This window comes from Streptomyces sp. NPDC007875, from assembly GCF_042868035.1.
Classification (GTDB): Bacteria; Actinomycetota; Actinomycetes; order Streptomycetales; family Streptomycetaceae; genus Streptomyces; species Streptomyces antimycoticus.
Window position 1 is genome coordinate 1 of record NZ_JBIADZ010000019.1, and the last position, 23,448, is coordinate 23,448.

Below are 23,448 nucleotides of genomic sequence, written 5' to 3' on the forward strand. Positions count from 1 at the left end.
GATCCGGTGGATGTGGGCTGCTCGCTGGCGCTGAGCCGGTCCGCCTTCGGCCACCGTGCGGCGGTCGTCGGCCGCGACCGGGAGGAGCTGCTGAGCGGACTGGACCGGCTCGCCACGGGCGTCACCCCCGGCACGGTGGCCGACGAGGAGGGCAGGACGGCGTTCCTGTTCACCGGGCAGGGCGCCCAACGACCCAGTATGGGAAGGGAGTTGTACGCGGCGTTCCCGGTGTTCGCGACGGCGTTCGACGCGGTGTGCGCGGAGTTGGACCGTCATCTGGATGGTTCGGTGCGGGAGGTGGTTTTCGGCGGGGACGCTGAGGCGCTGGACCGGACGGTGTTCACGCAGACCGGGTTGTTCGCTGTGGAGGTGGCGCTGTTCCAGCTCATGGCGTCGTGGGGTGTCGCGCCGGATTTCGTGGTGGGGCATTCGGTGGGGGAGCTGGCCGCCGCGCATGTGGCGGGGGTGTTCTCGATGGAGGACGCGTGTGCGCTGGTGGCCGCGCGCGGTCGGCTGATGCAGGCGCTGCCCGAGGGCGGCGCGATGGTCTCCCTCCAAGCCGCGGAGGCCGAGGTGCTGCCGCATCTGGCGGGTTACGAGGACCGGGTGAGTGTGGCGGCGGTCAATGGCCCGGTGGCGACTGTCATCTCCGGTGAGGAGTCGGCGGTGCTGGCGGTCACGGAGGCGGTGGGGGTCAAGAGCAAGCGGCTGAGCGTCTCGCATGCCTTCCACTCGCCGCTGATGGAGGGGATGCTGGCCGAGTTCGCCGAGGTGGCGGCCGGGATCACCTACGCCATGCCACGCACCGCGATCGTCTCGAACGTCACGGGCGAGTTGGTGGGCGAGGAGGTGTGCTCGCCGGAGTACTGGGTGTGCCATGTGCGGCAGGCGGTCCGTTTCGGGGAGGGCATACGGTTCCTCGAAGGGCAGGGTGTCACCCGGTATGTGGAGATCGGCCCGGCGGGTGTGCTCTCCGCCATGGGCCGGGAGTGTGTGTCCGGCCCGGCCGCGTTCGTCCCTCTCCTGCGCAAGGACCGTGCCGAGGTCGAGGCGCTGTTGTCCGGGGTCGCGCAGGTGCACGCTCACGGTGGTGAGGTGGACTGGGAGCGGGTGTTCGCCGGGCGCGGTGCGCGCCGGGTGGAGTTGCCCACGTACGCCTTCCAGCGGCAGCGCTACTGGTTCGACCCCGCTACGCCTGGAACGCCGACCGCCGCCGCCACGGACGCGTCCGCCGTGGAGGCACGCTTCTGGGAGGCCGTCGAGCGCGAGGACCTGGAGGCGCTGACCACCACCCTGGAGATCGACCAGCAGACGCGGCTCAGCGAACTGCTGCCCGCGCTCTCCTCCTGGCGCCGGGGCCAGAGCGACCGCGCCACCGTGGACTCGTGGCGCTACCGGATCACCTGGTCTCCGGTGTCCGTCGAGGAACGTACGGCGCCGCTGTCCGGCACCTGGCTGCTGGCCGTGCCCGAGGGCCGGGCCGACAGTGCGCGGGTCGCCGCCGTGGCGGCCGCGCTCGACCGGCGCGGCGCACACGTCGTGCCCCTCACCCTGTCCACGACCGGCCGCGACGCGCTTGCCGAGCGGCTTCGTCAGGCGGTGGCCACCGGGGGCACCCCGGCCGGTGTGCTCTCGCTACTCGCCCTCGACGACGGTCCGCACCCCGAACACACCGCGCTCACCACCGGTCTGGCCCTCAACGTCGGGCTGATCCAGGCGCTGGGCGACGCGGGGATCGCCGCGCCGCTGTGGCTCGCCACCGCCGGTGCCGTGTCGGTGAGCGGATCCGATCCGCTCGGCAGCCCCGCACAGGCCGCCACCTGGGGCCTCGGCCGGGTCGTGGCCCTGGAACACCCCCAGCGGTGGGGCGGTCTGGTCGACTTCCCCGGGGACCTCGACGAGCGGACGGCCGACCGGCTGTGCGCCGCGCTCTCCGGCATCGTCGGCGACAGCGGTCCGGAGGACCAGCTCGCCCTCCGCGACGCCGGGGTGTTCGTCCGGCGGCTCGTCCGGGCGCCGCTGCGCACACCGAGCCGGGAGAGCTGGAAGCCGCATGGCACCGTGCTGATCACCGGGGGCACCGGCGGGCTCGGCGCCCAGGTCGCCCGCTGGCTGGCCCGCTCCGGCGCCGAACATCTCGTGCTCACCAGCCGCCGTGGCCCGGCGGCACCCGGCGCCGCCGAACTGCGCGACGAGCTGATCGCGCTGAGCGAGGGCGGCGTCCGGGTGACGGTGGCGGCGTGCGACGTCCGCGACCGCGACGAGGTGGCGGCACTGCTGCGCCGGACCACCGCCGGGGGTGACCCGGTGCACGCCGTCTTCCACGCCGCGGGCGTCGTGGAGTTCTCCCAGCTCGCCGACAGCACGGTGGCCGACTTCGCGGAGATGGCCGACGGCAAGGTCCTGGGCGCGGCCCATCTGGACGCGTTGCTGGACCAGGACCACCTCGAAGCGTTCGTGCTCTTCTCGTCGATCGCCGCCACCTGGGGGAGTGGCGGACAGAGCGCCTACGCCTCCGCCAACGCCTGCCTGGACGCCCTCGCCGAGCACCGCGCGGCACGCGGCCTCCCAGCCACCTCCGTGGCCTGGGGCCCCTGGGCCGACCACGGCATGATCGAGCACGGCGAGGTGGCGGAGCACCTCAGCCGCCGTGGACTGCCCGCGATGGCACCCCAGTTGGCGGTGGCCGCGCTCGGCGAGGCACTGCACACCGGCGAGACCTCGCTCGTCCTCGCCGATGTGCGCTGGGACCGCTTCGTCCCCGGCTTCACCGCGGCGCGCCCGCGGCCGCTGATCGGCGAGCTGCCGGAGGTGCGCGACGCCCTCGCCACCACGGCGGCCGCCCCCGACGGCAGCGGGCCGGACGGCGTGGCGGACACCTTCCTGGAGAGCCTCGCGGGCCTGTCGGGCGAGGACCTGGACCGGGCCCTGCGGGATCTGGTGCACGCCCAGGCGGCGGCCGTGCTCGGCCACTCCTCGTCCGACGCGGTCGCCGGCGGCCGCCCGTTCAAGGAGCTGGGCTTCGACTCGCTCACCGCCGTCGAACTGCGCAACCGGCTGGCCACGGTCACCGGACTCGACCTGCCCGCCACCCTCGTCTTCGACTATCCGGCGCCCGTGCCGCTGGCCGAGTACCTCCGCGGCGAGCTGCCGTCGGCCCGGCCGACGGACGCGCTCACCCTCCTCGACGACCTGGACCGGTGGGAGTCCGCACTGCCGGAGCTGATCGCCGACGACGGAGTCCGGGAGCGGCTGACGGGGCGTCTCGGCGACCTCATGGCGAAGTTGGGCGGGACGCCCGTGGAGCGCACCGGCAGCCCATCGCCCGACACCGAACTCCTTTCCGCTACCGCCGACGAGGTCTTCGACTTCATCGACAACGAATTCGGGGCTTCCTGATGGCGAACGAGAACGAAGAGAAACTCCTCACCTACCTCAAGCGGGTCTCCTCCGATCTCAAGCAGGCGCGTGCGCGGCTGGACCAGATCGAGGCCGACGAGCGGGAGCCGATCGCCATCGTCTCGATGGGCTGCCGCTTCCCCGGCGGTGTCCGCTCACCGGAGGACCTGTGGCGGCTGGTGGCCGAGGGCCGGGACGCGATCTCGGAATTCCCCGCCAACCGGGGCTGGGACATCGAGGGCCTCTACGACCCGGATCCCGGCCGGTCGGGCACCTGCAACACCCGCGAAGGCGGATTCGTCCACGACGCCGACCAGTTCGACCCGGCCTTCTTCGGCATCTCCCCGCGTGAGGCGCTGGCCATGGACCCGCAGCAGCGGCTGCTGCTCGAAGTGTCCTGGGAGGCGATCGAACGCGCGGGCATCGACCCGCTCTCGCTGAAGGGCAGCAGGGCCGGGGTCTATGTGGGACTCGCCTCGTTCCAGTACGGCGGAGACCCGCAGTACGCGCCGCAGAGCGTCGAGGGCCATCTGCTGATCGGCAACGTCTCCAGCGTCGCGTCCGGCCGCATCTCCTACACCCTCGGCCTCGAAGGACCGGCCATCACCCTGGACACCGCATGCTCCTCATCGCTGGTGACGATGCATCTGGCGGCCCAGGCGCTGCGCCGCGGCGAATGCTCGCTGGCGCTGGCCGGAGGGGTGGCGGTCATGGCCACCCCCGGTGTCTTCGTCGAGTTCAGCCACCAGCGCGGACTGGCGGCCGACGGCCGCTGCAAGTCCTTCGCGGCGGGCGCCGACGGCACCGGCTGGGGCGAGGGCGCGGGCATGGTGCTGCTGGAGCGGCTGTCCGACGCCCGCCGCAACGGGCACCCGGTCCTCGCCGTCCTGCGCTCCAGCGCCATCAACCAGGACGGCGCCAGCAACGGCCTCGCCGCGCCCAACGGCCCGGCCCAGCGCCGCGTCATCGAGGCGGCGCTGACCGCCGCCGGGCTGACGGTGGACGACGTCGACGCCGTAGAGGCCCATGGCACGGGCACGGCGCTCGGCGACCCGATCGAGGCGGGCGCGCTGCTCGCCACCTACGGCAAGGGCCGCACCTTTGGCCATCCGCTGTGGCTCGGCTCGCTCAAGTCCAACATCGGCCACACCCAGGCGGCGGCCGGGGTCGGCGGGGTCATCAAGACGGTGATGGCGCTGCGTCACGCCGCGCTGCCGAGGACACTCCACGTCGACCAGGCGTCCCCGGCCGTCAACTGGGCCTCCGGCGCGGTCGAGCTGTTGACCGAGGCCCAGGAGTGGCCGGAGCGTGGCCGCCCGCGCCGTGCCGGGGTGTCCGCGTTCGGCGTGAGCGGCACCAACGCCCATGTCATCCTCGAACAGGCCCCGGCCGCCGGGGAGGACGAGGAAGACGGCGCACCCGCGCTCGACGGCACCGCGCTCGGCGGCTCCGCCGTCCCCTGGGTGCTCTCCGGCAGAAGCGAAACGGCACTGCGGGCGCAGGCGGAGCGGCTGCTGGCGTGGCTGAACGAGCGTCCGGCCCTGTCTGCGGCCGACGTCGGCCACGCGCTCGCCACCGGTCGGTCGGCCTTCGAATACCGCGCCGCGGTTGTGGGCGCGGACCGCTCCCAACTGCTGTGCCACTTGGAGGCGTTGGCCACCGGAGGGGTGTCCGCCGGGGTGGTGCGCGGCGGGGGCGCGGCGGTGGTGGAGGCCCGTCCGGTGTTCGTGTTTCCGGGGCAGGGGTCGCAGTGGGTGGGGATGGCGGTGGAGTTGTTGGATTCGTCGCCGGTGTTTGCGGGGCGGTTGGCGGAGTGTGAGGTGGCGTTGTCGGGGTTTGTGGGGTGGTCGCTGAGCGAGGTGTTGCGGGGTGGGGGTCCGGGGTTGGGTCGGGTGGATGTGGTGCAGCCGGCGTTGTGGGCGGTGATGGTGTCGTTGGCGGAGGTGTGGCGGTCGTGTGGGGTGGTGCCTGCTGCGGTGGTGGGTCATTCGCAGGGTGAGATCGCTGCGGCGGTGGTGGCGGGGGCGTTGTCGTTGGAGGACGGGGCGCGGGTGGTGGCGTTGCGCTCGCAGGCCATCGCACGGGGCCTTGCCGGACACGGCGGCATGATGTCCGTTTCACTCCCGGTCGAGGAGGTGCGGGAGCGCATCGCCGCCTGGGACGGCCGCATCTCCGTGGCGGCGGTCAACGGCCCAGGCGCCGTGGTGGTCTCCGGTGAACCGGAGGCGCTGCACGAGCTGCTGGCCCGATGCGAGGCCGAGGACGTACGGGCGAAGCTGATCCCGGTGGACTACGCCTCGCACTCCGCCCAGGTGGAGCAGATCCACGACGAGCTGCTCGACATCCTCGCCCCCATCCGTCCGCGCACCTCGCGGACCGTCTTCCACTCCACCGTGACCGGTGAACCCCTCGACACCGCCGGGCTCGACGCCGCGTACTGGGCCCGCAATCTGCGGGAGACCGTGCGGCTCGAAACGGCCACCCGGGCGCTGCTCACCAGCGGCCACCGGCTGTTCGTGGAGGTGAGCCCGCACCCCGTGCTGGCCGCCGCCATGGAGGCCACCGTCGAGGCCGCTGACGGCGCGGCCGCCGTCATCGGCACTCTGCGCCGCGAGGAGGGCGGCCCCGAGCGGATGCTGCTCTCGCTCGCCCAGGCGTACGTCCACGGCGCGGAGGTGGACTGGCGGGGGCTGTTCGCCGGGCGCGGTGCCGGGCGCGTCGACCTTCCCACGTACGCCTTCCAGCGCGCCCGTTACTGGGTCGAGCCCCAGACCGGGCCCGTCGCCGAGGCGGCCACCGGCCCGGCGGAGGCGGAGTTCTGGACCGCGGTCGAGAACGCCGACCTGGACACGCTGACGGCCACACTGGGCACCGGTGCCGACGCGCCGCTCAGCGAGGTGCTTCCGCTGCTCTCCTCGTGGCGGTCCCGGCTGAGCGACCAAGCGGTGCTCGACTCGTGGCGCTATCGCGTCGGCTGGCAGCCGGTCGACGGACAGTGGACCTCCGCGTTCACCGGCCGCTGGCTGGTGGCGGTGCCCGACAGCACCGGGGCCACCAGCACCGGGGCCGCCGACACCGGAGCCGCACACGCCGAGGCCATCACCGCCGGACTCGCCGCGCTCGGTGCCGAGATCGTCCCCTTGCGGATCGGCGCGGACGACATCGACCGGACCCGGCTCGCCACCCGCATCACCGAGGCCCTCGGGGAAGCCGGGGCGCCCGGCGGTGTGGTGTCCCTGCTGGCCCTCGACGAGGCACCGCACCCGGCACACCCCGACGTCCCCACCGGGTTCGTCACCACCCTCGCCCTGCTACGGGCGCTGGGCGACGCGGGCCTCGACGCGCCCCTGTGGGGTGTCACCCGCGGCGCCGTCTCCGCGGGTGGCGCCGACCGTCTCGAAGCCCCCGCACAAGCCCTGGTCTGGGGTCTGGGCGGTGCGGTCGCCCTGGAACACCCGCAGCGTTGGGGTGGCCTGATCGATCTGCCCGCCAGGATCGACGAGGGCGCCCTCCGGGCGCTCGCCCGCGCCCTGACCGGCCAGGACGGCGAGGACCAGCTGGCCATCCGCGCATCGGGCACCCTCGCCCGGCGGCTCAGGCGGGCCGGTGCCACGTCCTCCGGTGACCGCTGGCAGCCGCGCGGCACCGTCCTGATCACCGGTGGCACCGGCGGCGTCGGCGCCCAGATCGCCCGCGGGCTGGTCCACGAGGGCGCCGAACACGTGGTGCTCGTCAGCCGTCGCGGGCCCCAGGCCCCGGGTGCGGCCGAGCTGGAGGCCGAACTGACCGAGAGCGGCGCCCAGGTGACTGTCGCCGCCTGCGATGTGGCCGACCGCGCGGCGCTGGCACACCTGCTGGACTCGGTCACGGGCGATGGCGCGGACCACCCGCTGACCGCCGTGGTGCACGCCGCCGGCACGCTGGACGACGCCACCGTCGACGCTCTCACCCCCGAGCGGATCGATGCCGTACTGCGCCCCAAGGCGGCGGGCGCGCGCCATCTGCATGAGCTCACCCGGGACCTGGACCTCGACGCCTTCGTCCTGCTCTCCTCGATCGCCGGCACCGTGGGCGCCGCCGGGCAGGGCAACTACGCGGCGGCGAGCGCGTATCTCGACGCGCTCGCCCAACTGCGCCGCGCGGACGGCCTGCCCGCCACGTCGGTGGCCTGGAGCGCCTGGGCGGGCGGCGGAATGATCGACGGTGAGGTGGCGGACCAGCTGCGACGGCGCGGCGCGCCCCCCATCGACGGTGCGCGGGCCCTGGAACTGCTGCGCCAGACGGTCGCGCACGGCGACGGATTCCTCGTCGCCGCCGACATCGACTGGGGCCGTTTCGCACCCGCCCTGTCCACCACCCGGCCGCTGCCGCTGCTCGCCGACCTCCCCGAGGCGGGCGGCACCGGGCAGGACCCGGCCGCGGCGGAGCGGGAGGAGGCCGGTGGCGCCGCCGCGCTGCGCAAGCGGCTCGCGGAGCTGAGCCCGGCCGACCGTCACACCGCCCTGGTGGAGCTGGTGAGCGAGCAGGCGGCCGCGGCCCTCGGCTACGCCGACGCGGGCGCGGTCGAGACCGGACGGGCCTTCAAGGAGCTGGGCTTCGACTCGCTCACCGCGGTCGATCTGCGCAACCGGCTGAACGCCGCCACCGGGCTGCGGCTGCCGGTCACCCTCGTCTTCGACTACCCGACCGCCGACGACCTCGCCGGGCTGCTGCGGGAGGAACTCCTGCCGTCGGACGAGGAGTCCATGGACACCGCGTCGCTCGCGGAGCTCGAGCGAGCCCAGTCCACCCTCGCCGCCCTGGAGCTGGACGACATCGAATCGGCCACGGACGACGAGATGTTCGAGCTGCTCGACGGAATGTTCGAGCTGCTGGGCCGGGATCTGACGGCCCGATGAACCGCCGCGCCACCGCCCCGGCCGCCACCGACGTTCCGGCCCTCTTGAGGAGCTGACGACCATGGACAACGAGAAGAAGCTGCGCGACTACCTCAAGCGGGCCACCGGCCACCTCCGCGCGGCACACGGCCGGATCCAGGAGCTGCAGACCCCCGAGCCCATCGCCATCGTGGCGATGAACTGCCGCTACGCGGGCGACATCCGGTCCCCCGAGGACCTGTGGCAGGCCGTCGCCGAAGGCCGGGACGGCATGGGCGACTTCCCGGCCGACCGGGGCTGGGACCTGCCGAACCTCTTCGACCCGGACCCCGACCGGGAGGGCCGCACCTACGCCCGCCAGGGCGGATTCCTCCATGACGTGGACCAGTTCGACCCGGCGTTCTTCGGCATCTCGCCGCGCGAGGCCCTCACCATGGACCCGCAGCAGCGGCTGCTGCTGGAAGTGGTCTGGGAGACCTTCGAACGGGCCGGAATCGACCCGGGCACCCTGCGCGGCAGCGACACCGGAATCTTCATGGGTGCCACCGACTTCGACTACGCCCGCGGTCTGACCGAGCTCCCCGAAGGGCTCGAAGGCCAGATGTCCATGGGCGCCTCGGGCGCCATCCTCTCCGGCCGGGTCGCCTACACCCTGGGCCTGGAGGGACCGGCCGTCACGGTCGACACCATGTGCTCGTCCTCGCTGGTGGCGCTGCACATGGCCTGCCAGGCGCTGCGGCAGGGCGACTGCTCGATGGCGCTCACCGGCGGCACCACCGTGATGTCCACGCCGAGCGGCTTCATCGAGTTCAGCCGCCAGCGTGCGCTGTCCACCTCCTCCCGCTGCCAGGCGTTCTCCTCGACGGCCGACGGCACCGCCTGGGGCGAGGGCGTCGGCGTGCTGCTGCTGGAGCGGCTCTCGGACGCCCGCCGGAACAGCCACCCCGTGCTCGCGGTCGTCCGCGGCTCCGCCATCAACCAGGACGGCGCCAGCAACGGCCTCACCGCGCCCAACGGCCGTGCGCAGCAGCGGGTGATCCGCCAGGCGCTGGCCAACGCCACACTGTCCGGCGCCGATGTCGATGTGGTCGAGGCGCACGGCACGGGAACGTCGCTGGGCGACCCCATCGAGGCCAACGCCCTGCTCGCCACGTACGGGAAGAAGCGCCCGGCCGACCGGCCGCTGTGGCTCGGCTCGCTGAAGTCCAACATCGGCCACACGGCAGCCGCCGCGGGGGTCGGCGGCGTGATCAAGATGGTGCAGGCGATCCGCCACGGTGTGCTGCCCAGGACCCTGCACGTCGAGGAGCCGTCGCCCAACGTGGACTGGTCCTCGGGCGCCGTCGAACTGCTCACCCAGGCCCGGCCGTGGCCGGAGACCGGGCGGGTCCGCCGCGCCGGGGTGTCCGCCTTCGGCGCCAGCGGCACCAATGCCCACGCCATCATCGAGCAGGCCCCCGAGGAGGAGCCTTCGGACACCTCGGCCGAGGGGGACGCCCCGATGGGCGGGGGAACGGTGCCCTGGGTGCTCTCGGCCAAGACGGAGTCGGGTCTGCGGGCGCAGGCGGAACGGCTGCTGGCGCGCCTCGCGGAGGATCCGGAGCTGTCTCCGGCGGACGTGGGCCTCTCGCTGGCCACCACCCGCGCCCTCTTCGACCACCGCGCCGTGGTGGTCGGTGGGGGCGTCGAGGACTTCCGCGACGGGCTGACGGCGCTCACCCGGGGCGAGCCCGGTGGCCTCGTGGCCCAGGGCTTGGCGGGCCCCGCCGGGAAGCCGGTGTTCGTGTTTCCGGGGCAGGGGTCGCAGTGGGTGGGGATGGCGGTGGAGTTGTTGGATTCGTCGCCGGTGTTTGCGGGGCGGTTGGCGGAGTGTGAGGTGGCGTTGTCGGGGTTTGTGGGGTGGTCGCTGAGCGAGGTGTTGCGGGGTGGGGGTCCGGGGTTGGGTCGGGTGGATGTGGTGCAGCCGGCGTTGTGGGCGGTGATGGTGTCGTTGGCGGAGGTGTGGCGGTCGTGTGGGGTGGTGCCTGCTGCGGTGGTGGGTCATTCGCAGGGTGAGATCGCTGCGGCGGTGGTGGCGGGGGCGTTGTCGTTGGAGGACGGGGCGCGGGTGGTGGCGTTGCGGTCGCAGGCCATTGGGCGTGGGCTGGCGGGGCGTGGCGGGATGATGTCCGTGGCCGAGGGTGCTGATCGGGTGCGTGAGCGGATCACCGCCTGGGAGGGCCGTATCTCGGTGGCGGCGGTCAACGGGCCTGGCTCGATCGTGGTGTCCGGTGACCCGGAGGCGCTGCGTGAACTTCAGGCGGGGTGCGAGGCCGAGGACGTACGGGCGAAGATCATCCCGGTGGACTACGCGTCGCACTCGGCCCATGTCGAGGAGCTGCGCGACGAACTCCTCGACCTCCTCGGCCCGATCCGCCCGCGTACCTCGGATATCACCTTCCACTCCACCGTGACGGGCGCACCCATGGACACCGCGGGTCTGGACGCCGGGTACTGGTACACCAATCTGCGGGAGACGGTGGAGCTGGAGTCGGCGGTGCGGGCTCTGTCGGCGGCCGGGTTCGGGACGTTCCTGGAGATGTCCCCGCATCCGGTGCTGACGATGCCGCTGCAGGCGACCGTCGAGGACGCGGTGGTCGTCGGGTCCCTGCGGCGTGACGAGGGCGGTCCCGAGCGGTTCCTGACGTCGCTGGGCGAGGCGTTCGTCCGCGGGGTGGCCGTCGACTGGGCCGCGCTGTTCGCCGGGCTGGGCGCGTCCGTGGTGCAGTTGCCGACGTACGCCTTCCAGCGGCAGCGCTACTGGCTGGAGCAGCCCCCGGCACCGGCGGCCGCCACCGGAGGCGACCCGGCGGACGCCGAGTTCTGGGACGCCGTCGAGCGCGAGGACCTGGCCGCGCTGACCGCCGCGCTGGAAGTGGACGCCGACGAGGAGCGGTCGTCGCTGCGGACCGTGCTCCCGGCGCTGTCCTCGTGGCGTCGCGGCAGCAGGGAGCGGTCCGTGCTCGACTCCTGGCGCTACCACGTCACCTGGAACCGGGTGCCGGACCCGGCCTCGGCGGCTCTGACCGGCACCTGGCTGCTCGTGGTCCCGGCCGGCCACCCCGGCACCGAGCTCATCGACGCCGTACGCGACGGTCTGGAGACCCACGGCGCCACGGTCGTCACCGTCGAGGCGGCCGAGGCCGACCGCGCCGCGGTCGCCGCGCGGCTCGCCGAGGCCACCGCCGGAGACACCCCGGCCGGGGTGCTCTCCCTGCTCGGGCTCGCCGACGCACCGCACCCCGGCCACGCGGGGGTGCCCATGGGCCTCGCGCTCACCCTCGCCCTCGTCCAGGCCCTCGGCGACACTGGCGTTGAGGCCCCGCTGTGGCTGGCCACCCGTGGGGGTGTGTCCGTCGGCGGCACCGATGTGCTCGACAGCCCCGCCCAGGCGGCCGTATGGGGCCTGGGCCGGGTCGCCGCCCTCGAACACCCCCAGCGCTGGGGCGGCATGATCGACCTGCCGGGCACCGTCGACGGCCGGGTCACCACACGGCTGTGCGGTGCGCTCGCGGGCCGTCTCGGCGACGAGGACCAGCTGGCCCTGCGGCCCTCCGGTGTGTTCACCCGGCGGCTGGTACGAGCCGCCGGACACCGGGGGAGCGGCGCCGCCTGGACCCCCGAGGGCACCGTGCTGCTCACCGGCGGCACCGGTGGCGTCGGAGCCCAGATCGCCCGGCGGCTGGCCCAGGCCGGTGCCGAACACCTGGTGCTCACCAGCCGCCGCGGCCCCGAGGCGCCCGGTGCGGACAAGCTCAGGGCCGAACTGACCGAGCTGGGCGCCAAGGTCACCGTGGCCGCGTGCGATGTGGCCGACCGCGCCGCGCTGGAGGCGCTCGTACGGGATGTGGAGGCCGAGGGCCCGCCCATCCGCTCCGTGCTGCACATCGCGGGTGGCGGTGTGCTCGTCCCGCTCGCCGACACCGATCTGGCGGAGTTCGCCGACACGGCGGAGGCCAAAGTCGCGGGCGCCGCCAACCTGGACGCCCTCTTCGACCGGGACACCCTCGACTCCTTCGTGCTCTTCTCCTCCATCTCGGCCGTCTGGGGCAGTGGCGAACACGGCGCCTACGCTGCCGCCAACGCCTATCTCGACGGGCTCGCCGAGAACCGCCGGGCCCGCGGCCTCACCGCCACCTCGGTGGTGTGGGGCATCTGGAGCCCCGAGGAGGGCGGCATGGCCGCCAACCTCGCCGAGGAGCAACTGCGCGGCCGGGGCATCCCGTTCATGACTCCCCGGCTCGCCATCGACGCGTTCTGGCAGGTGATGGACGGGGACGAGACCGTGGTCGTGGTCGCCGACGTGGACTGGGAGCGGTTCGTCCCCGTCTTCACCTCGGCCCGGCCCAGCCCGCTCATCGGCCAAGTGCCCGACGTGGCGCGGATCCTCGCCGCCGACGTCGGCACGGGGGCGGACACGACCGGTGAGTCCTCCTCGCTGCGCGACCGGCTGGCCGACATGGCACCGGCGGACCGGCAGGCGGCCGTGCTGTCGCTGGTGCGCTCCCAGATCGCCACCGTGCTCGGCTATCCCGGCCCGGAGGCCGTCGACGCCCAGCGCGCCTTCCGCGAGCTGGGCTTCGACTCCCTGAGCGCCGTCGACCTGCGCAACCGCCTGGGCACCGCGACCGGGCTCCGCTTCCCCGTCACCGTCGTCTTCGACTACCCGAGCGCGGAGGAGCTCGCCGGGCACATCGGCGCCGAACTCTTCCCCGATGACAGCGCGGGCACCGGCCTCGACCCCGAGGAGGCCGAGGTCCGCGCGGCACTGACCTCCATCCCCCTGCTCCGGCTCCGCGAATCCGGGCTGCTGGACGAGCTGCTGCGACTGGCCGGTTCCCACGACCCCGCCACCGGACCGGTGGACGAGGAGCCCGCCGAGTCCATCGACGACCTGGACGTGGATGACCTCGTCCGCATGGCCTACGACAAGAACGACCTCTGACGAGACTCGACTGCGGAGCTGACAATGGCAAACCCAACCGACAAGATCGTTGGCGCGCTGCGGGAGTCTCTGAAGGAGACCGAACGGCTGCGCCGGGCCAATCAGCAACTCACCGCCGCGTCCCGGGAACCCATCGCCATCGTGGCGATGAGCTGCCGCTACCCGGGCGATGTGCGCGGCCCCGAGGGCCTGTGGGAGCTGGTCACCGGCGAGCGCGACGCCATCTCCGGCTTCCCCGGCAACCGCGGCTGGGACCTGGAGAACCTGTACGACCCGGACCCCGACCGGCAGGGCACCGTCTACGCCACCGAGGGCGGATTCCTCCACGACGCCGACCAGTTCGACCCGGCGTTCTTCGGCATCTCGCCCCGCGAGGCCACCGTGATGGACCCGCAGCAGCGGCTGCTGCTGGAGACCTCCTGGGAGGCGTTCGAGCGCGCCGGAATCGATCCGGCGGGCCTGCGCGGCAGCAGGACCGGCATTTTCGTGGGCGCCGCCTACCAGGGCTACATCCCCGACTGGCCCCATATGCCCGAAGGGCTGGAGGGCCACCTGGTCACGGGCATCTCCGCGAGCATCATGTCCGGCCGCATCGCCTACACCCTCGGCCTGGAGGGCCCGGCCGTCACCCTCGACACCGCCTGCTCCTCCTCGCTGGTCGCCCTCCACCTGGCCTGCCAGTCGCTGCGCCAGGGCGACTGCTCCCTCGCCCTCGCGGGCGGCGCCGCCGTGATGGGTGCCCCGATGGGGCTCATCGGCTTCGCCCGGCAGCGCGGACTGGCGCAGGACGGCCGCTGCAAGGCGTTCGCCGAGGGCGCCGACGGCATGGGCCTGGGCGAGGGCGTCGGCATGCTGCTGCTGGAGCGACTTTCGGACGCCCGCCGCAACGGCCACACGGTGCTGGCGATCGTCCGCGGCTCCGCCGTCAACCAGGATGGCGCCAGCAACGGTCTCACCGCGCCCAACGGCCGCTCCCAGCAGCGGGTGATCCGCCAGGCGCTCGCCAACGCCGCCCTGACGGCGGAACAGATCGACGCGGTCGAGGCCCATGGCACGGGCACCCCGCTGGGCGACCCGATCGAGGCGGGCGCGCTGCTCGCCACGTACGGGAAGGACCGCGCGGCCGATCACCCCGTACTGATCGGCTCGCTGAAGTCCAACATCGGCCATCCGCAGGCCGCCGGGGGTGTTGGCGGTGTCATCAAGATGGTGCAGGCCATGCGCCACGGCCTGCTGCCCAAGACGCTCCATGCCGAGGAGCGCTCCTCGCGGATCGACTGGCCGGCGGGGGCAGTGGAGCTGCTGACCGAGGCCAGGGAGTGGCCACGTGGCGAGGAGCCCCGCCGGGCCGGTATCTCGGCCTTCGGGGCCAGCGGCACCAATGTGCACACCATCATCGAGGAAGCGCCCGAAGAGGAGCCCTCCGACAACGCGGCGGAGGGGACCGCCCCCGTGGGCGGGGGAGTGGTGCCGTGGGTGCTGTCGGCGAAGAGCACGGCGGGCCTGCGGGCGCAGGCCGAGCGGCTGCTGACACATGTGACCGCGCGCCCCGGCCTCTCCCCGGCCGACATCGGCCACTCGCTCGCCACCACCCGTGGCCGCTTCGACCACCGTGCGCTGGTCCTGGGCGGCGACCGCGACGAACTGATCGACGCACTGGGCGCGCTGGCCTCGGGCGGCGAGTCCGCGCACGTGGTGCGCGGCGAGGGAGTCACGGCGACCGACGCCCGTCCGGTGTTCGTGTTTCCGGGGCAGGGGTCGCAGTGGGTGGGGATGGCGGTGGAGTTGTTGGATTCGTCGCCGGTGTTTGCGGGGCGGTTGGCGGAGTGTGAGGTGGCGTTGTCGGGGTTTGTGGGGTGGTCGCTGAGCGAGGTGTTGCGGGGTGGGGGTCCGGGGTTGGGTCGGGTGGATGTGGTGCAGCCGGCGTTGTGGGCGGTGATGGTGTCGTTGGCGGAGGTGTGGCGGTCGTGTGGGGTGGTGCCTGCTGCGGTGGTGGGTCATTCGCAGGGTGAGATCGCTGCGGCGGTGGTGGCGGGGGCGTTGTCGTTGGAGGACGGGGCGCGGGTGGTGGCGTTGCGCTCGCAGGCCATTGGGCGTGGGCTGGCGGGGCGTGGCGGGATGATGTCCGTGGCCGAGGGTGCTGATCGGGTGCGTGAGCGGATCACCGCCTGGGAGGGCCGTATCTCGGTGGCGGCGGTCAACGGGCCTGGCTCGATCGTGGTGTCCGGTGACCCGGAGGCGCTGCGTGAACTTCAGGCGGGGTGCGAGGCCGAGGACGTACGGGCGAAGATCATCCCGGTGGACTACGCGTCGCACTCGGCCCATGTCGAGGAGCTGCGCGACGAACTCCTCGACGTCCTGGCCTCGATCGCCCCGCGCCGTGCCGAGGTGCCGTTCTGCTCGACGGTCACCGGCGACACCATCGACACCACCGGGCTCGACGCCGGGTACTGGTACACCAATCTGCGGGAGACGGTGGAGCTGGAGTCGGCGGTGCGGGCTCTGTCGGCGGCCGGGTTCGGGACGTTCCTGGAGATGTCCCCGCATCCGGTGCTGACGATGCCGCTGCAGGCGACCGTCGAGGACGCGGTGGTCGTCGGGTCGCTGCGGCGTGGCGAGGGCGGTCCCGAGCGGTTCCTGATGTCGCTGGGCGAGGCGTTCGTCCGCGGGGTGGCCGTCGACTGGGCCGCGCTGTTCGCCGGGGCGGGGGCGTCGGTCGTCGAACTGCCGACGTACGCCTTCCAGCGGCAGCGCTACTGGCTCGAGGGCTCCTCCGCACCCGCCGCCGAAGGCGACGCGGTGGACGCGGACTTCTGGGACGCCGTGGAGCGCGAGGACCTGGCGGCGCTGGCCGCCGCGCTGGAGGTGGACGCCGAGGAGTCGTCCCTGGCCATGGTGGTTCCGGCGCTGGCCGCATGGCGCCGGGCGCGCCGCGAGCGGTCGGTACTCGACTCCTGGCGCTACCACATCACCTGGAAGCGCCTGGGTGACACGCTCACCGCCCCGCACGACCGGTCGTCGGCCGGTGCCACCTGGCTGATCGCCGCGCCCGCCGGAGCGCCGGAAGGCCCGCGGGTCGCGGAGGCGCTGCGGGAACGCGGCGCCCGGGTCCGGCTGGTGGAGCTGACCGAGGCGGACGCCGTACGCGAGGCGCTCGCCCGCAGGCTCGGCGAGGCGACGGCGGACGCGCCCCCGACCGCGGTGCTCTCGCTCCTCGCGCTCGCCGAGGAGCCGTACCGGGCGGACGCGGCGCAGCCGCTCGGCCTCGCCCTCAACCTCGCCCTGCTGCAGGCGCTCGGCGACACCGGCGCCGACGTCCCGCTGTGGTACGCCACGCGCGGAGCGGTCTCCGTGGGCCGCGCGGACGTGCTGGACCACCCGCTGCAGGCCCTCACCTGGGGCATGGGCCGGATCGCCGCCGCGGAATACCCGCGGCGCCGGGGCGGTCTGGTCGATCTGCCCGGCATCCTCGACGACCGTGCCATCGCGCGGCTGTGCGGTGTGCTCGCGGGCCGGCCGACCGGCGAGGACCAGGTGGCGGTGCGTGCCTCCGGTGTCCACGGGCGCAGGCTGGTCAGGGCCTCGGCGGCGCTGACCGACGCCACCGCGCCGTGGCGGCCGCGCGGCACCGTGCTGGTGACCGGCGGCACCGGCGGCCTGGGCGCCCATGTGGCGCGCTGGCTGGCCCGGGGTGGCGCCGAACACCTGGTGCTCGCCGGCCGCCGGGGCCCCGAGGCCCCCGGTGCGGCCGAACTCGCCGATGAGCTGCGGGAGTCGGGGGCCCGGGTGACCGTGGCCGCGTGCGACGCCGCCGACCGCGACGCGCTGGCCGCCCTCCTCGCCACGCTGGACGAGGACGACGTCCCGCTCGACGCGGTCGTCCACACCGCGGGCGTCCTGGACGACGGGGTGCTCGACACCCTCACCCCCGAGCGCGCCGAGGGGGTGCTGCGCCCGAAGGTGGACGCGGCGCTCCATCTGCACGAACTCACCCGCGACCGCGAGCTGTCCGCCTTCGTGCTCTTCTCCTCCTTCGCGGGCACGCTCGGCGGCCCCGGCCAGGGCAGTTACGCGGCCGCCAACGCCTTCCTCGACGCCCTCGCCCACGCCCGCCGCGCCCAGGGCCTCCCCGCCACCTCCGTGGCCTGGGGCGCGTGGTCGGGCGGCGGGCTGGTCGACGAGGCGGTCGAGGCGCGGCTGCGGGCCACCGGTATGCCCGCGATGGCGCCCGACCCGGCGATCGGCGCCCTGCAGCGCGCCCTGGACGTGGGCGACACCCACGTGGCCGTGGCCGATATCGAGTGGGATCGGCTCATCGCCGCCACCCCCTCGCTGGACGGGGCCGCCGTGCTCGGCGAACTCCCCGACGCCCGGCGGACGGACACGGCGGACGCCACCACGGCCGACGCGGACACCCCGCTCGCCCAGCGGCTGGCCGGACTGTCGCCGCAGGAGGCCGAGGACGCGCTGGCCGACCTCGTCAGCACCGAAGTGGCCGCCGCGCTCGGCTATCCCGACACCACGGCGGTCGAATCCGGGCGCGCCTTCCGCGAACTGGGCTTCGACTCGCTCACCGCCGTCGACCTGCGCAACCGGCTGAACACGGCCACCGGACTGCGGCTGCCGGTCACCCTCGTCTTCGACTACCCGACCGTCACCGCGCTGACCCGCTTCCTGCTGGCCGAGAGCGGCGCCGACGGCACCGAGGGCACCGCTCCGGCGGGCCCGGTCCCTGCCACCGTCGCGGTCGACGACGACCCGATCGCCATCGTCGCCATGAGCTGCCGCCTGCCCGGCGGCGTGACCACCCCCGAGGAGCTGTGGCAGCTGCTGATGGACGGCCGTGACGCCGTCTCGGACTTCCCCACCGACCGCGGCTGGGACGTCGAGGGCCACTACGACCCCGACCCCGACAAGCCCGGCACCTTCTACGCCACCGGCGGCGGATTCCTGCACGAGGCCGACCACTTCGACCCCGAGTTCTTCGGGATCTCCCCGCGCGAGGCACTCGCCATCGACCCGCAGCAGCGGCTGCTGCTGGAGACCAGCTGGGAGGCGTTCGAACGGGCCGGGATCGACCCGGCCTCCGTGAAGGGCACCCAGGCGGGAGTCTTCATCGGCGCCAGCTACAACGACTACGGATCGCGCTTCGGCCGCGCGCCCGAGGAGTTCGAGGGCTATCTGGCCACCGGCAGCGCGAGCAGCGTGGCGTCCGGGCGCATCTCGTACACCTTCGGCCTCGAAGGACCCGCCGTCACCGTCGACACCGCCTGCTCGTCCTCGCTGGTCGCCCTCCACCAGGCGGTTCAGGCGCTGCGCCAGGGGGAGTGCTCGCTGGCGCTCGCGGGCGGCGTTGTCGTGATGTCCACACTGGACACGTTCATTGAGTTCAGCCGGCAGCGGGCCATGGCACCCGACGGCCGCTGCAAGGCGTTCTCGGCGGACGCCGACGGCGCCGGGTGGGCCGAGGGCGTCGGCATGCTGCTGCTGGAGCGGCTCTCGGACGCGCGGGCGAACGGCCATGAGGTGCTGGCGCTGGTGCGCGGCTCGGCCGTCAACCAGGACGGCGCCAGCAATGGCCTGACCGCCCCCAACGGCCCCGCCCAGCAGCGCGTCATCCGTCAGGCGCTGGCCGGTGCCGGCCTGTCCGCCGCCGACGTGGACGCGGTCGAGGCCCATGGCACCGGCACCCGGCTCGGCGACCCGATCGAGGCACAGGCCCTGATGGCCACCTACGGCCAGGGGCGGGACGCGGACCGGCCGCTGTGGCTGGGCGCGCTGAAGTCCAACATCGGCCACACCCAGGCCGCTTCGGGTGTTGCCGGGATCATCAAGATGGTGCTGGCGCTGCGCCGCGGTGTGCTGCCGAAGACCCTCCACGCCGATGTGCTCTCGCCCGATGTGGACTGGTCGGCCGGTGCGGTGGAGCTGCTGACCGAGGCCCGGGAGTGGCCCGGGACGGGACGGCCGCGGCGCGCGGGCGTGTCCGCCTTCGGCGTCAGCGGCACGAATGTGCATGTGGTACTGGAGCAGGGCCCCGAGCCCACCGCACCGGTGGCCGAGCGGTCAATCGACTCCGATGTGGTGCCCTGGGTGCTCTCCGCCCGCAGCGAGACGGCGCTGCGGGCACAGGCCGGGCGGCTGCGGGCCCATCTGGAGGGGCTGCCGGAGCTGCGCCCGGTGGACGTCGGCTACGCGCTGGCGACGAGCCGCTCGGCCTTCGGCCACCGCGCCGTGGTCGTCGGCGCCGAGCGGGAGGGGCTGCTGCGGGGCCTGGCGGAGCTGGCCTCGGGGACGGCCCGGGAGACGGTGGCCGATGCCGGGAAGACAGCTTTCCTCTTCACCGGACAGGGCGCCCAACGACCCGCTATGGGCCGGGAGTTGTACGGCACCTTCCCGGTGTTCGCGGCGGCGTTCGACACGGTGTGCGCGGAACTGGACCCTCATCTGGACGGCTCCGTACGGGAGGTGGTGTTCGGGGAGGACCCGGAGCCGCTGAACCGGACCGTGTTCACCCAGACCGGGCTGTTCGCCCTCGAAGTGGCGCTCTACCGGCTGGTCGAGTCCTGGGGCTTGCGCCCGGACTTCCTGGTCGGCCACTCGGTGGGCGAGCTGGCGGCGGCCCATGTGGCCGGGGTGTTCTCGCTGCGGGACGCCTGTGCGCTGGTGGCGGCCCGGGGCCGGCTGATGCAGGCGCTGCCGGAGGGCGGTGCGATGGTGTCGCTCCAGGCGGCCGAGGCCGAGGTGCTGCCGCATCTCGAAGGTCACGAGGACCGGGTGAGCGTGGCGGCGGTCAACGGGCCGCGGGCGACCGTCATCTCCGGTGACGAGGAGACCGTCCTGCGGATCGCGGAGACGGCCGGGGTCAAGAGCAAGCGGCTCACCGTGTCCCACGCCTTCCACTCACCGCTGATGGACGCCATGCTCGCCGAGTTCGGCACGGTGGCCGCCGGGATCGGCTACTCCGCGCCGCGGATCGCGGTGGTCTCCAACGTCACGGGTGAGGCGGCGGGCGAGGAGCTGTGCTCGCCGGAGTACTGGGTGCGCCACGTCCGCCGGGCGGTGCGCTTCGGGGACGGCATACGCTCCCTCGCCGAGCGGAAGGTGACCCGCTTCGTCGAGATCGGCCCCGCCGGTGTGCTCTCCGCCATGGGTCAGGAGTGCCTGGCCGAGGCCGACACCGACCTCGCGTTCGTCCCGTTGCTGCGCAAGGACCGGGGTGAGGCCGAGTCGTTGCTGGCCGGGGTCGGCCTGGTGCATGCCCACGGCGGCGAGGTGGACTGGGAGAAGGTGTTCGCGGGCCGTGGCGCGCGCCGGGTGGAGCTGCCCACGTACGCCTTCCAGCGGCAGCGCTACTGGCTGGACGCGCCCGCCACCGTGGGCGACATGGCCTCGGCCGGTCTTGGCTCCGCCGGGCATCCGCTGCTGGGCGCCGCCGTCGAACTCGCCGGTACCGACGGCCTGGTGCTCACCGGGCGGCTGTCCACGCGCGGCCAGCCCTGGCTGGCCGACCACGCCGTCTCCGGCACGGTCCTCTTCCCCGGCACCGCCTTCCTGGAGCTCGCGATCCAGGCCGGTGACCAGGTGGGCTGCGACCGGGTCGAGGAGCTGACCCTGCAGGCGCCGCTCATCCTCCCCGAGCGCGGAGCCGTCACCCTGCAGCTGGTGGTGGACGCGCCCGACGAGGACGGCCACCGTACACTGAACGTCTACTCCCGCCCCGAGGACGCGCAGCGCGAGCTGCCGTGGACCCGGCACGCCACGGGTGTGCTGGCGGTCGGCGCCGCCGAGGGCTCCTACGACCTGGGCGGGGCGTGGCCGCCGCCGGGCGCCGAGCCGATCGAGGTCGAGGACCTCTACGAGCGGTTCGCGGCGGGCGGCTTCGGCTACGGCCCCTCGTTCCAGGGGCTGCGCGCGGCCTGGCTGCGCGGCGACGAGGTGTTCGCCGAGGTACGGCTGGCCCAGGAGCAGCAGTCCGCCGCCACCGCCTACGGGCTGCACCCGGCCCTGCTGGACGCCGCGCTGCACACCATCGCGCTCGGCCCGACGTTCCAGGACGGCGAGGGCCGGCTGCCGTTCTCCTGGACCGGGGTGTCACTGCACGCCGCCGGCGCCGGTGAGGTACGGGTGCGGCTCACACCGGGCGGCGCCGACACGGTGGCCCTGACCGTGGCGGACACCATCGGCCGGCCGGTGGCCACCGTCGAATCCCTCGTGCTGCGCAAGCGGCCCGAACGGCTCGGCGACGCCGCCACCGGCGGTGACGCGCTCTACCGGCTCGACTGGGTGGCCGCCGACACCTCCGCGGCGGCTCCCGAGCGACACCCCGCCGGGAGCTGGGGCCTGCTCGGCGACGACGACTTCAAGCTGGTCGGACTCGATGCGCACACCTACCGCGACCTGGCGGCGCTGCCCGCCGACCCGGCCGCCATGCCCGCCACCGTGCTGGTGCCCTGCACACCGGAGCCCCAGGGGGTGGCCGACGCCGTACGGACGGCCACCCACCGGGCGCTCGCGCTGGTCCGGGCCTGGCTGACCGAGGAGCGGTTCGCCGACTCCCGTCTGGTGTTCGTCACCCGGGGCGCGGTGGCCACCACGTCCGGCGCGGAGGTGCCCGATCTGGCCCACGCCGCCGTCTGGGGCCTGGTGCGCTCCGCGCAGTCGGAGAACCCCGACCGGTTCGTGCTCGTCGACCTCGACGAGCACGAGGAGTCGGTGGGCGCCCTGCCGACCGCGCTCGCCCTGGACGAGCCGCAACTGGCGGTGCGCCAGGGTCACATCACGGTGGCCAGGCTCGCCACCACCCCCGCCCCCGACACCGCCCCGCCGGCCTGGGACCCCGAGGGCACGGTGCTGGTCACCGGAGCCACCGGCACCATCGGCGGGGTCATCGCCCGCCATCTGGTGGCCGAGGGCGGCGTGCGGCATCTGCTGCTCGCCGGCCGCCGCGGCCCGGACGCCGAAGGCGCCGCCGAACTCAGTGCGGAACTCACCGAGTTGGGCGCCGAGGTCACCCTTGCCGCCTGCGATGTGGCCGACCGGGAGGCGCTGGCGGCACTGCTGGCCACCGTCCCCGCCGCCCATCCGCTGACGGCCGTCGTACACACGGCGGGCGTCCTGGACGACGGTGTGGTGTCCTCGCTCACCGCCGAGCGGATGGACCGCGTGCTGCGGCCCAAGGTCGACGCCGCGCTCACCCTGCACGAGCTCACCCGCGACCTGGACCTGTCCGCGCTCGTCCTCTTCTCCTCCATCGCCGGCACCTTCGGCGGGATGGGACAGGGCAACTACTCGGCGGCCAACGCCTTCCTCGACGCCTTCGCCCAGCACTGCCGCGCCCAGGGCCGCCCCGTCCAGTCGCATGCGTGGGGGCTGTGGGCCCAGCGCAGCGACATGACCGGAAAGCTGGCGGGCGCCGATCTGAGCCGGCTGGCGCGCGGTGGCATCGTCCCGTTCTGCTCGGAGGACGGCGCCAGGCTCTTCGACGCCGCACGCGCCGTGGACGCCGCCGTCGTGCTGCCGATGCGGCTCGACACCGCGGGGCTCGCGGCGCGCCCCGGTGACGTACCCGCGCTGCTGCGCGGGCTGGTGAGGGCCGCGCCCGCCAAGCCCGCCCGGCGGAGCGTCGCGGGCGCGGGAGCCGGGGCCGCACCCGCGCGGCCCGAGGGGCTCAAGCAGCATCTCTCCAGCCTGCCGGAGGCCGAGCGCGGCCGGTTCCTGCTGGACCTGGTCCGCACGACCGTGGCCGGGGTGCTGGGCTTCGACTCGGTGGCCGCCGTCGAGGCGGAGCGCGGTCTGCTGGACCTCGGCTTCGACTCGCTCACCGCGGTCGAACTCCGCAACCAGCTCGGCAAGGCCACCGGTCGCCGCCTGCCGGTCACCCTGCTCTTCGACTACCCCACCTCCACGGCGATCGCCGCCTACCTGGAAGCGGAGATCGCCCCGGAGACCTTCACCGCCGCGTCGATGGCCTTTCCGGAACTCGACGCCCTGGAAAGCAATCTGGCCCGGGTCGCCACCGACGAGGAGGCGCGCACCACGCTCGCCTCCCGTCTGCAGGACCTGCTGGTACGGCTCGGCCAGGGCCCGGAGGACGCGGAGGACGCGGTCGCCGGCCGCATCGACGCCGCCTCGGACGACGAGATCTTCGACTTCATCGAGAACGAACTCGGCCTGTCCTGACAGTAC

3 protein-coding genes and 1 pseudogene are annotated in these 23,448 nt (G+C 73.8%); all 4 read left to right on the forward strand.

Going from position 1 to position 23,448, the window contains the following annotated elements; translation table 11 throughout:
- A partial coding sequence (locus tag ACFYOY_RS32120) for an SDR family NAD(P)-dependent oxidoreductase (protein ID WP_388591014.1) occupies positions 1–3,399 on the forward strand: 3,399 nt, incomplete at its 5' end.
- A complete protein-coding gene (locus ACFYOY_RS32125) occupies positions 3,399–8,297 on the forward strand; it encodes a type I polyketide synthase (RefSeq protein WP_388591016.1) in 4,899 nt (1,632 codons plus the stop codon). The genes ACFYOY_RS32120 and ACFYOY_RS32125, both read left to right, overlap by 1 nt.
- A gap of 154 nt (positions 8,298–8,451) precedes the next feature.
- Positions 8,452–13,260, forward strand: a pseudogene (locus tag ACFYOY_RS32130) (type I polyketide synthase); the annotation flags it as partial.
- Between the two features lie 24 nt (positions 13,261–13,284).
- Positions 13,285–23,442: a type I polyketide synthase gene (locus ACFYOY_RS32135; RefSeq protein ID WP_388591018.1), complete on the forward strand. Its 10,158-nt coding sequence runs from the start codon at positions 13,285–13,287 to the stop codon at positions 23,440–23,442.
- The last annotated feature ends 6 nt before the right edge of the window (positions 23,443–23,448 follow it).